Genomic DNA, 11,358 nt, shown 5'->3' on the forward strand with positions numbered 1-11,358 from the left:
ATTTAAATGCTATAAAATTTTTAGTTTCATATATTTTTATCTACTCTAATTCTCACCCTAACAATGAATCTTTTAATAACTTAATTATCTTCTAGTAATATATCTTTTAAAATTTCAAGAGCTTCATTTATCTCCTTGTAGCTAATAGTTAAAGGTGGTAAAAATCTAAGTACATTCTTTCCAGCAGTCAAAATAAGTAATCCTTTTTTTCTAGCTTTTTCTTCTATAGTGCTAGATTCAATAGTAGTTTCGATTCCTATCATCAAGCCCATACCTTTTGTCTTTACTACGATTGTACTATTAAAATTTTCAATAGATTTTCTTATATAATCTCCTTTTTCTAACACATCTTCATAAAATCCTTCTTTAGATATTTCATCTAACACAACAGAAGTTGCCACCATAGCTAATAAATTCCCTCCAAATGTTGTACCTTGGTCTCCTTTTCCTAAAACTTTTGAAAATTTTTCATTTACTAATACTCCTCCTATTGGTATCCCTGCGCCTAAACCTTTTGCAATTGTAACAATATCTGGTTTTACATCAAAATATTCATATCCAAAAAGTTTCCCCGTTCTTGCTATGCCACATTGAACTTCATCAAATATTACTGCTATGTCTTTTTCTTTACATATTTTTACAAGTTCTAAAATATAATCTTTTTCAAGAACATTAACTCCACCTTCACCTTGAACTGCTTCAAGAATTACTGCACAAACAGTTGAATCAATATTATTTTTAAAATCTTCAATATCGTTTTTTTCTACATATTTAAATCCTTCGGGAAGTGGATAAAAATATTTATGGTACTTATCCATACCAGTTGCCATCAAAGACATCATTGTTCTACCATGAAAAGAATCCTTTAAACTTATGATTGTCCCTCTTCCTTCACCATATTTATCACTACTGTACTTTCTTGCTATTTTAAAAGCAGTTTCATTTGCTTCTGTTCCAGAGTTACAAAAATATACTTTATCCAATCCACTTATATTAATTATTTTTTCTCCTACAGACAATACTGGACCATTGAAATATAAGTTTGATGTATGTAATAATTTATCCACTTGCTCCTTTAAAGCAGTTTTTAAATTATTATTACTATATCCAAGAGAAGACACTCCGTATCCGCTTGTAAAATCTATATATTTATTGCCTTTAGTATCAAAAAAGCAACTACCTTCGCCATAATCTATAATAAAATCAGGTTGGCTATATGTATTTATGAAATATTCCTCCCATTTTGAAACTATATTATTGTTATTTATCTTCATTTTTATCATCCTCACTTAAGTTATAATCTTTTTTATATTTAACTTATTTTCTTATTCATTTTCTTTTCTTATTAATGTGCCTATTCCACTATCAGTAAATAACTCTGTTATTATAGAATGAGGAACTCTTCCATCTAAAATATGAACTCTATTTACCCCATTATTCAAAGCGTCTACACATCCATGTATCTTAGGTATCATGCCACCAGTAATTATACCTTCATCAAATAGCTTATCAACATCATCTAGTATAACTTCTGTTATCAATGACTTTTCTTCATCTGGATCTCTTAAAAGACCTGGCACATCAGTAAGAAGTATCAGCTTATCTGCATTTAATTCTTTAGCTATAGCTGATGCTGCTGTATCTCCATTTATATTATAGGTCTCACCATCTTCTCCTACTCCAATAGTTGCAATTACTGAAATATAGCCTGATTTCAAGCAAGATTCTATAAGTTCAACATTTACTTTCTTTATTTCTCCAACAAATCCTAGTTCATAATTTTTATATGGGTCACATAAAATCATATTATTATCTATCCCACAAAGCCCTACTGCTCTTCCGCCTTTTGTATGTATCTTGTTTACTAAGTCTTTATTTACCTTTCCAGCTAAGACCATTTTTACAATTTCCATAGTTTCTTCATCTGTATATCTAAGCCCATTTACAAATTTACTTTCTATATCTACTTTAGCAAGCATTTTATTGATTTCTGCTCCTCCACCATGTACTAAAACTATATTTATTCCAACATAACTCATAAGTACAAGGTCTTCCATAACAGACTCTTTTAAACCATCTTTTTTCATTGCACTTCCACCATACTTAACTACAATAGTTTTGCCTTGATGCTTTTCTATATATGGTAAAGCTTCTATCAGTGTATTTGCTTTTTCTATATCAATCATTAAGCATTTCCTCCTAGTTTCTATAACTTCCATTTATTCTTACATAATCATAACTTAAATCACATCCCCATGCATTTCCTCTAGCATTTCCCATGTTCAAATCTACTAATATACTTATTTCATCATCTTCAAGAATTTTTTTCGCTTTTTCTTCATTAAAATCCAACCCATTTCCCTGTTTACATACTTCTATATATCCTTTCATGCTTTCAAAAATAATATCTACTTTTTCCATATCTATTTCTTCACCCGCATATCCTAAAGCACACAATATTCTTCCCCAATTTGCATCAGCTCCAAATACAGCTGTCTTTACCAAGGAAGAAGATATAACTGTTTTTGCTAACTTTACTGCATGTTCTTCACTTAGTGCTCCATTTATATAGCATTCAATTAATTTTGTACATCCTTCTCCATCTTTAGCAACAAGTTTAGCAAGTTCTATACAAACATATGTAAGCGCACTTAAAAATACTTGATAATGTTCATCTTTTTCATCCATTCTCTCATTTTTCGCTTTTCCATTTGCCAAAATCATTACCATATCATTAGTACTTGTATCTCCATCTACACTAACTCTATTAAAACTTTTATCAACTGCACTTTTTAGAGCTTCTTTTAAGAGAACGCTATCGATATTTGCATCTGTCGTTATAAATCCCAATGTTGTTGCCATATTAGGATGTATCATTCCTGAACCTTTTGCCATACCTCCAATAGTTATTTTTTTATCTCCATACATTATTGCTACTGCTATTTCTTTCTTTATAATGTCAGTTGTCATAATTGCTTCTCTTGCTCCAATATGACCTTGTTTACTGAGATTACTTACTAACTCATCCATATTTTTTTCTATTAAATCTATATTTAGTGGTTTTCCTATAACACCAGTAGATGCAACCAAAACATCATCTTCTTTAATATTTAATTTTTCACTAGTAAATTTAGCCATTTTATATGCGTTTATAAGACCTTCTTTTCCATTAAATGTGTTAGCATTAGCACTATTGACTATAATCGCTTGTGCTTTTCCATTTTTAATATGCTCCTGTGTTACATAAACTGGATTTCCTTTAACTTTATTTTGAGTAACTACTGCTGCTGCATCACATAAAATATCTGAATAAACTAAAGCTAAGTCCCTCTTTTCTTTATTTTTTCTTAAGCCACAGTGAATTCCTGAAGCAACAAACCCTTCTGGAACTGTAACTCCACCTTTTATAATCTCCATTTTTATCCTCCTAATTATATGAGTTTAGTATTTTTCTATTCCTAAAATGCTGGTGCAATATGCTTTAAGCCTGTAGTCTCCTCAATTCCAAACATTATATTCATATTTTGTACGGCTTGCCCTGCTGCCCCTTTAATCATGTTGTCTATAGTTGAACAGATTATTAATGTATCTTTATTTTCATGTACTGATATTACACATTTATTTGAATATACAACATTTTTTAAAGAGGTTATCTTATCTAATGGGAGTATTTCTACAAATTTTTTATATTCATAATAATCAGTTAATTTTTTATGTATATCACCTATAGATACATTATCTTCTTTTATGCAGTATATAGTTGATAGTATCCCTCTATTTACTGGAATTAGATTTGGTGTAAAAACTACATCTACATCTTCTTTATACGCTTCACTTAGATTTTGTTCTATTTCTGGAGTATGTCTATGTTTTCCTATTTTATATGCAGTTATATTCTCATTAACTTCTGTAAAATGACTACTTGTTGATAACTCTCTACCAGCTCCTGTAAGACCTGATTTAGAATCAATTATTATATTATTATTTTTTATTAATTTAGAACTTAATAATGGCATCAATGGTAAAGAAATACTAGTAGGATAACATCCTGGATTTGCAACTATATCAGCACTTTTTATATCTTCTTGATATATCTCACTTAATCCATATACAGCTTTTTTGTGCAAAATTGTATCTATAAAAGATACTCCATACCATTTACTATATATTTTTTCATCTTTTATTCTGAAATCAGCACCTAAATCTATGACTTTCTTTTTAGATTCAATTGCTTTTATTGCAAACTTTTCACTTACACCATGTGGAAGAGCAGTAAATACAACATCACACATATCAATTACTTTTTCGTTTTCTATACATGTCATACTGTTTTCATAACCTATACTTGGGTATATATCAACTATGTTTTTGCCAATGTATGAATTTGAACCTATAGCTGTAACTTCTACTCCTTCATGATTTATTAGTAATCTTAGTAATTCTACACCAACATATCCAGTTGCTCCAATAATTCCAGCTTTTATTTTGCTCATTTTATTTCCTCCGTTTTATAATTATTTTAAGAATATTTCGAATTATTTTTTTAAATTAATATTATTATTTAATAATCATTTGATAATATATAAGTTTAAAACTATCTAACTAACAATAAAAAGCCCCTTAGCATTATAATGCTAAGAGGCGAATTTCCGCGGTACCACTCTTATTGGTAAAATTACAATTATAATAATTCTTATGAATTAAAAAGTATTTGCAAATGTATATTTAAAATTAAAAAAGCCTCTTGGTCAAAGACCAAGAGACGAATATACACCCGCGTTACCACTCTAATTGATAAGATAATCTTACCCACTCTAATCTCTTAAGGCGAGACTCACCAATTACCATACTACTAATTCTGGTAACTTCCTCCAAAGCTCTATTCACAATAAAATTCATTACTAGGCTTCCACCATCCCTAGCTCTCTATCAAATCCTTTTATGCTACTTTCTTTTTCATAGGATTTCAATTTCTTTTCTTGTTGTTTTATATAATAATTTATTTTTAGTAGTTTGTCAATATTATTTATAAATTTTTGGAAATTTTTTCTAGGTTGTTAATTTCCACCATTTTGTATCCGAGTTACGATATAACTTAAAACCACATCTTAATAAAACATTTTGTGAATCTGTATTGTAAGCATCAGTTTCAGCTATCACAGAAGAAACATTTGGTTGACTTAATCCCCAGCTACATATCTTTTTAATAGCTTCTGTCATATATCCTTGTTTTTTATAATCCTCACCTAATCCATAACCAATCTCAATTTCACCATAAGAATTTGGCACATCTTTAAAATCGTCTAATCCTATAATTGTACGGTTTTCATTTAACATAATAAACCAAAATGTATAAAACAATATATTTTTTTCATCTTTTTTAGCAATATTTAATTGTCCTTTTACAATATCATAAAAAAAACCAGTCATTGGTTCTGCACAATAAATGCATTCTAATTCCTTTTCTAATTCTGAATTATTGGAAGTCCAAAGTTCAAGTTGACGAAGTGATAGTGGAATTAGAGTTAATCTTTCTGTTTTTAATATCATTTTTTCTCCTTTTAAGAGAAAGACTAAAATTGTTATCAAAGAATTCTTAATCATACACAACAATCGTCTTTCTGCTGATTTTCTTTTTAATCTGATAAAAGCTCATCTATCACATGAAATTTCATTTATTAGTACTATTAGTTCTATATTTTCTAACAGGCTATAAAGTATATTAGTATCATAAATTTTACTACTCAATATCTTTTTTTATTTCTACAACATCCTCAATTTTACAATTGTAATTATTGAAAATAAAATTGATGGAAATTAACTGATAAAAGTATCATTATTAATTCAACACAGTTGAACAACAAGTGAGAATACATATAGATTTGTGTAAATATATATACATTCTAGCTTGATACTATATATGTGATAATTAGTTGCATAATATCGAGAATGATCTATATTTTTATAAGTTTAAGAATTATTTTTTAGAGAGTGTATTCCATTTATTAATACTTTAGAATCTATTTTTAAATATCTAGAATACATCCAAACAATTGGACTACGAAGCCTACCTCTAGAGCAAACAATTATTATCTTTTTACTATTGTTATCGCTAATAGATAGAAGCCTATCTTTTATTTTTTTACGATTTTTTATTAAACCATATAAGACAACAATTACTGCGATGGGTTTATTCCTGTGCAGGAAGTCATATTCTTTTTCATTAATAACAGAGATATTATGTTCTAATTTGGCTATACTACCATATTCTATCGATGTACGTACATCAACAGTTACTTCATCAACGATTTCACTATGTTTTATTAGATATTGTGGACATAATTTTTTCATGTATACATCTAAAGTCTGCATAAGTATCTCTCCTTAACTCTTTGCATAATATATTAATTTATTATACTATAAGCAAGTTCACCTTTACAGTTGTTTATTAATATAAATTTATAATTATTATAAAAATATCTTAAATATATCATAGGATTTATATGAAGCTTTTACAATTTAGAGTGGAAATCACACTCATTTAGGTTGAATGGATAGCACAAATAGTATATAAAAAACATTGATACATACACATATAATGTTAATATAAGTATATGGAGAATAAATATAGAAGAACTCAAACAACAGCAAAGGATACTACTATTAATGAAAAGCTTACAATAGATTTAAAATTACTTCCTTTCTTTTGAAATTTTCAAATAAATGAAATTATTCCTTCCCATGTAAGAAAGTGACAAAACTAATTATTAAAAGTTAATTACAGTCAAACATATCTAAAAACAATACACAACCATCTTGTTGCAATGTTTAGTTATTCTGTAAAATATTATAATTTGACTAGTGAATAAATATACTAACAATAGCAGAACATTTATGACATGAAAAAATTGAAACAACATGGAATGTATATTCTCATTTATGTCCAAACAAACACCTAAAAATTGCACAAAAACTAGAAGATTTAAATTTATATCTTATTTTAATTAAGTTTTAAAAACCTTTACTATCTAAAAATTTTTCAATTTTTTTTTCAGAAAGTATCTCATTAGTTATAAATTCTCCATTGAAAAAAAGACTATATGTAGTAAATGGTGCAGGAGCATTTTGTGCTTCTTTTGCTGTTTCAAATTTTATAAGATTTACTTCAACACCTCTAGCATTCGCAATTTTTTTTAAAATAGGAGTATATTTTGCAGTATGTGGACACTGATTACTGTAATATAAAACTATCCCATTCTCCTTTGATTTACTTTGTTTTACACAATCTTTAAAGCATGGAATAGGTGCATTATCAGTAAATGGAAAATACAATAACTCATAACTTGGTTCTGATGTATCTGCCAGATAAAATCCTTTATATTTTAAATACTTAGAATCAGATAAAAATGGTAGCTTTTTTTCAGATGAAAGTACAACTAACCCATATTTTCCTTTTGACTTTGCATCATCAATGCATTTTTGTAGTAATAAATTAGAGTATCCTTGTCCTTTAAATTTTCCAGATACCCAGAAACAATTAATATACATATAATTATCTGCAGTAATAGGACACCATGCATTTTCTGCTGGTATATATTCTATAAAAACTTTACCTCTTTCATCTAATCTTTTAAATACAAGACCTTTGTCAAAATTACTTTTCATCCAATATTTTTTAGAAGAAACACAGTTTTCTCCCTTTTTTTCAGTAATTGCACAACATACATGTTCATTATCAATATTATTTGAATTTATATCTATAATCTGCATATTACCTCTCCTTCTCTCTTTACAAAATAGTTTTCATATATATACTATATCTTTAATTGTACTATTATATATATGACACTTATATGTCATATATATTTTCATTTTATATTAAATTATTTCAAATTTATCATTATTAAATTATATGTAAAATTAAATAAATTTTTATGTTCTAACTATATTATATATGGATTGTTTTATTAATCACCTTTAAATTCAAATTTAATAAAACAATTTATATTGAAATAAATATATTTAAGGTATATAATTATAAGAAAAATTTTTAATAATAGAGGTGTTGTTTATAATGTGTGAAAAGTACCTAATAAGAGAATTAAAAGAACCTGATATTAGAAGTGCATTGAATTTAATTTGGAATGTATTTGAAGAATTTGAGTCTCCAGATTATTGTGCTGAAGGAATTAAGTCATTCCATGAATTTATAGAATATAACTCTATTATTGAAAAAGTCAAAGAAAAATCTATTTTCTTTTGGGGCTGTTTTGATTGTGAAAAGTTAATTGGGGTTTTAGCTATCAGAGACCTAAATCATATATGTATGTTATTTGTAGATAAAAATTATCACAAATGTGGTGTTGCAAAAAAATTAATGGCTATAGGTGTAAAGTATTGTACTGAAAACAGAGATGATTTAACTGAAGTAACTGTAAATTCATCCCCTTATGCTGTTGAAGTTTACCATAAATTAGGATTTAAAAATACTAATGCTGAACAGATTGTCAATGGTATACGTTTTACTCCAATGAAACTATCAATATCAAATTAATTTAACAAAGAAATATATCAAAAGCAAATCCACTTAAAGTTTTTAAAGTTGATTTGCTTTTAGATTAAATTTTTAAAGTACACTATTTTTCTTTAAGTTTTAAGTAATATACTTTGAAAGAATCTTCTAGCAAAGACATTAATATTTATTTTTTTACTTCTTATTTTCTAATCCAATCTATTAATTAAATCAACTATATTATAATTTATTGATATATATGTAATGTTGATTATTAATTCTATCATTTACATTAATATTTAGCGATATATTTAGTCATACTTTTTATGAATACCTAATAGTACAGTATCAACAGTGTCAGATAGACTTTTTATGGCTTCTTCTGAATCTAAAAGAGCTTTTCCAAGTTGCAAAGTTGAATATCCATGAATCACACTCATCAACAAATTTAATACTTCATCTATATTCTTTGTTCTTAAATTACAAGAAAGAATAAGTTTTTCTAATAGCGATTTATATTCTTCAAATATCTCTGATGTTTCTTTGTTCCCATGCCAAATAGCCCATTGAATTGTTTCATAAACCCCAGGATGAGCAATTATAAAATTAAAATATGCAATACTTACAGACTTTATAGCTGTATCTCCAGAATCACCAATAGCAACTTTCTCCATCTGTTTATTCATTTTCCTCATACCATTATGAGCAACCTCTCTCAACAAATCATCTAAGCTTTCTATATGATTATATAAAGAAGGTGTACGTATACTTAGTTTTTCTGCAACAACTTTTAAAGAAAGCTTGTTAAGCCCATCTTTATCAGCTATATCAGATGCTACCTGTATTACTATATCTCTACTAACACGCATGATTATACCTCTCTCAACTAAAATTAATTACTTTATTAGTTTAACTAATCTAATTAGCTTCGTCAACAATTAAGACTTATAAAAAACTTTATATTGAGTGCAATGTTGACAATTTAATTTTAGTTTAATATAATACTAACTATATTAGTATTATAACTAATTAAATTAGTATTATAGATAATTAAATTAGAATATTACAGTATAATTTTATAGTTTAATAGATATATCAATAGATACTATATATTAAACTGAAGGGAGATTTTTATGGAAAAGAAATATTTTCAAATTCATGGAATTCCTTCAATTCTTTGGGGAAATCCTTCAAACAAATTGTATATTTATATACACGGACAATGTGGTTATAAAGAAGAAGCCGAAATTTTTGCTAATATCGCTGTTAATCATGGATGGCAGGTTTTAAGCATTGATTTACCTAAACATGGAGAACGTAAAGAAGAAAACATTTCGTTTGACCCATGGAATGTTGTTCCAGAGTTATTAGCTATAATGAAATATGCAAAATCTAATTGGAATCAAATTGCATTATATGCAAATAGTATTGGTGCATGGTTTAGTATGTTAAGTTTTGAAAATGAGAATCTGGAAGAGTGTGTTTTTGTATCTCCAATTCTCGATATGCAACAACTTATTTCTAATATGATGCTTTGGGCAAATGTATCAGAAGAACAACTTAAACATGAACTAATTATTCCAACTTCATTTGGTCATACACTTTCATGGGAATATCTGCAATATGTCAAAAAACATCCTATTACTAAATGGAACACTACAACAAGAATACTATATGGTAAACATGACGAACTTACAGAACTAAGTGTGGTAGAGAAATTTACACGCCATTTTAATTGTAATTTAACAGTTATAGCAAACGGGGAGCATTGGTTTAATACACCAGAGCAATTAAAAGTATTAAATAAATGGACAAATACTTTATTTGAGTGAAGATAATTTCATTATTACTATTTATCTCTAAATTAGAATAATTATTCTATCAATTCACTTTACCTTAATATCATTAAAATAAGCGATAATAAAGTTAAAATTATTCCAACTAGCACAATATTATTCAACATTTTAGAACTTATATTCTTTTTCATATAAACTTACCACCTTAATATTCTTATTTATATATACAATAATATTTTTATATTTTAATCAATATTTTTTTATTGAAAAACAATAAATTATATATTATAATCAATAATATAACTTATATTAAGGAGATGGTATTTAATGATTACAAGAATTTTCAACAATATTCTATCAGTATTTCTATACTTTATACTAGTAATTTTAAGTGTATCTGGTATACTATTCATGTGTATGATACCTATGTTTTTACATGATTTTAACCTTGAAAAATTATTTATTTTAGTAGTTAGAATAATGTATTTTTCTAACTATTTCATAGTTATTTTATTCCTAACTTTTATAATTAATAGCAATAAATACTCACCTTTTATACTTGAAAATGTTAAGAGATTTAAAATAATGGGATATTGCTTATTGATAAATACTATAATTGAATGTATCAATGGTTATAGTTTGAATACCAGCAATATAAGAATTTTTGGAACTGATAATGGAGGAATTTCACCACTTATGGTCATCTCTTTTATCTTTTCACTAATGTGTTTTGTAATTGCTGAAACATTTAATAAAGCTATAAAGATAAAAGAAGATAACGATTTAACGATATAGAGGTGATATTATGGCAATTATAGTTAATCTAGATGTAATGATGGCAAAAAGAAAAATATCACTTAAAGATTTGGCTGAAAAAATAGATATTACAAATGCTAATTTATCAATTTTAAAGACTGGTAAAGCAAAAGCTATTAGATTCACCACTCTAAATGAAATTTGTAAAGCTTTAGACTGCCAACCAGGTGATATACTTGAATATGTAGAAGATGATTAAGAAAAGAGTGTCTAAAACACTCTTTTTGATTATCA

12 protein-coding genes and 1 other annotated feature are annotated in these 11,358 nt (G+C 27.0%); of the genes, 4 read left to right on the forward strand and 8 right to left on the reverse strand.

Annotated features, from left to right (window positions below):
- Window positions 1-80: 80 nt before the first annotated feature.
- The 7 genes from IC214_RS13135 to IC214_RS13165 all read right to left on the reverse strand — a co-directional run bounded on the left by IC214_RS13135 (window position 81) and on the right by IC214_RS13165 (window position 7,770).
- A complete protein-coding gene (locus IC214_RS13135; protein ID WP_255613184.1) occupies window positions 81-1,274 on the reverse strand; it encodes an aspartate aminotransferase family protein in 1,194 nt (397 codons plus the stop codon).
- Between the two features lie 51 nt (window positions 1,275-1,325).
- Window positions 1,326-2,186, reverse strand: coding sequence for an acetylglutamate kinase (argB, locus tag IC214_RS13140; RefSeq protein ID WP_227435056.1), 861 nt, complete (start codon window positions 2,184-2,186; stop codon window positions 1,326-1,328).
- Window positions 2,187-2,199: 13 nt separating this feature from the next.
- Window positions 2,200-3,417: a bifunctional glutamate N-acetyltransferase/amino-acid acetyltransferase ArgJ gene (gene argJ / locus IC214_RS13145; protein ID WP_227435055.1), complete on the reverse strand. Its 1,218-nt coding sequence runs from the start codon at window positions 3,415-3,417 to the stop codon at window positions 2,200-2,202.
- 41 nt (window positions 3,418-3,458) lie between these two features.
- Window positions 3,459-4,493: an N-acetyl-gamma-glutamyl-phosphate reductase gene (gene argC / locus IC214_RS13150; protein ID WP_227435054.1), complete on the reverse strand. Its 1,035-nt coding sequence runs from the start codon at window positions 4,491-4,493 to the stop codon at window positions 3,459-3,461.
- Window positions 4,494-4,755: 262 nt separating this feature from the next.
- Window positions 4,756-4,969: a binding site (T-box leader), on the reverse strand.
- Between the two features lie 80 nt (window positions 4,970-5,049).
- The gene (locus IC214_RS13155; protein WP_227866731.1) at window positions 5,050-5,550 is read right to left on the reverse strand and encodes a GNAT family N-acetyltransferase; all 501 of its coding nucleotides are present in this window, start codon (window positions 5,548-5,550) and stop codon (window positions 5,050-5,052) included.
- A 420-nt stretch (window positions 5,551-5,970) separates the two neighbouring features.
- A complete protein-coding gene (locus tag IC214_RS13160) occupies window positions 5,971-6,372 on the reverse strand; it encodes a hypothetical protein (protein WP_227823976.1) in 402 nt (133 codons plus the stop codon).
- A 639-nt stretch (window positions 6,373-7,011) separates the two neighbouring features.
- Window positions 7,012-7,770 carry an N-acetyltransferase gene (locus IC214_RS13165; protein WP_227823977.1) on the reverse strand — a complete coding sequence of 253 codons (759 nt, stop codon included), beginning with the start codon at window positions 7,768-7,770 and terminating at the stop codon, window positions 7,012-7,014.
- A 304-nt stretch (window positions 7,771-8,074) separates the two neighbouring features.
- Here IC214_RS13165 and IC214_RS13170 point away from each other — a divergent pair, with 304 nt between their 5' ends.
- Window positions 8,075-8,554 (forward strand): GNAT family N-acetyltransferase, encoded by a 480-nt coding sequence (locus IC214_RS13170; protein WP_227435044.1) that lies wholly within the window; start codon window positions 8,075-8,077, stop codon window positions 8,552-8,554.
- Between the two features lie 269 nt (window positions 8,555-8,823).
- Here IC214_RS13170 and IC214_RS13175 read toward each other — a convergent pair whose 3' ends face one another.
- Complete coding sequence (locus IC214_RS13175; protein ID WP_227435043.1) at window positions 8,824-9,381, reverse strand: TetR/AcrR family transcriptional regulator; 558 nt, start codon at window positions 9,379-9,381, stop codon at window positions 8,824-8,826.
- A 264-nt stretch (window positions 9,382-9,645) separates the two neighbouring features.
- Here IC214_RS13175 and IC214_RS13180 point away from each other — a divergent pair, with 264 nt between their 5' ends.
- From IC214_RS13180 to IC214_RS13190, 3 genes are all read left to right on the forward strand, one after another.
- On the forward strand, window positions 9,646-10,344 hold the full coding sequence (locus tag IC214_RS13180) for an alpha/beta hydrolase (RefSeq protein ID WP_227435042.1): 699 nt from the start codon (window positions 9,646-9,648) through the stop codon (window positions 10,342-10,344).
- Window positions 10,345-10,635: 291 nt separating this feature from the next.
- Entirely contained in the window at window positions 10,636-11,103 is a 468-nt protein-coding gene (locus IC214_RS13185; protein ID WP_227835979.1) for a DUF2975 domain-containing protein, read from the forward strand.
- A gap of 10 nt (window positions 11,104-11,113) precedes the next feature.
- Window positions 11,114-11,323 carry a helix-turn-helix domain-containing protein gene (locus IC214_RS13190; RefSeq protein ID WP_227435037.1) on the forward strand — a complete coding sequence of 70 codons (210 nt, stop codon included), beginning with the start codon at window positions 11,114-11,116 and terminating at the stop codon, window positions 11,321-11,323.
- Window positions 11,324-11,358 lie beyond the last annotated feature (35 nt).

This window comes from Clostridioides sp. ES-S-0190-01 (genome assembly GCF_020658275.1).
Classification (GTDB): Bacteria; Bacillota; Clostridia; order Peptostreptococcales; family Peptostreptococcaceae; genus Clostridioides.

Coding starts and splice junctions, on each gene's coding strand:
- IC214_RS13135 (WP_255613184.1), bottom strand. CDS start 1,274: ATGAAGATAAATAACAATAATATAGTTTCAAAATGGGAGGAATATTTC.
- argB (WP_227435056.1), bottom strand. CDS start 2,186: ATGATTGATATAGAAAAAGCAAATACACTGATAGAAGCTTTACCATAT.
- argJ (WP_227435055.1), bottom strand. CDS start 3,417: ATGGAGATTATAAAAGGTGGAGTTACAGTTCCAGAAGGGTTTGTTGCT.
- argC (WP_227435054.1), bottom strand. CDS start 4,493: ATGAGCAAAATAAAAGCTGGAATTATTGGAGCAACTGGATATGTTGGT.
- IC214_RS13155 (WP_227866731.1), bottom strand. CDS start 5,550: ATGATATTAAAAACAGAAAGATTAACTCTAATTCCACTATCACTTCGT.
- IC214_RS13160 (WP_227823976.1), bottom strand. CDS start 6,372: ATGCAGACTTTAGATGTATACATGAAAAAATTATGTCCACAATATCTA.
- IC214_RS13165 (WP_227823977.1), bottom strand. CDS start 7,770: ATGCAGATTATAGATATAAATTCAAATAATATTGATAATGAACATGTA.
- IC214_RS13170 (WP_227435044.1), top strand. CDS start 8,075: ATGTGTGAAAAGTACCTAATAAGAGAATTAAAAGAACCTGATATTAGA.
- IC214_RS13175 (WP_227435043.1), bottom strand. CDS start 9,381: ATGCGTGTTAGTAGAGATATAGTAATACAGGTAGCATCTGATATAGCT.
- IC214_RS13180 (WP_227435042.1), top strand. CDS start 9,646: ATGGAAAAGAAATATTTTCAAATTCATGGAATTCCTTCAATTCTTTGG.
- IC214_RS13185 (WP_227835979.1), top strand. CDS start 10,636: ATGATTACAAGAATTTTCAACAATATTCTATCAGTATTTCTATACTTT.
- IC214_RS13190 (WP_227435037.1), top strand. CDS start 11,114: ATGGCAATTATAGTTAATCTAGATGTAATGATGGCAAAAAGAAAAATA.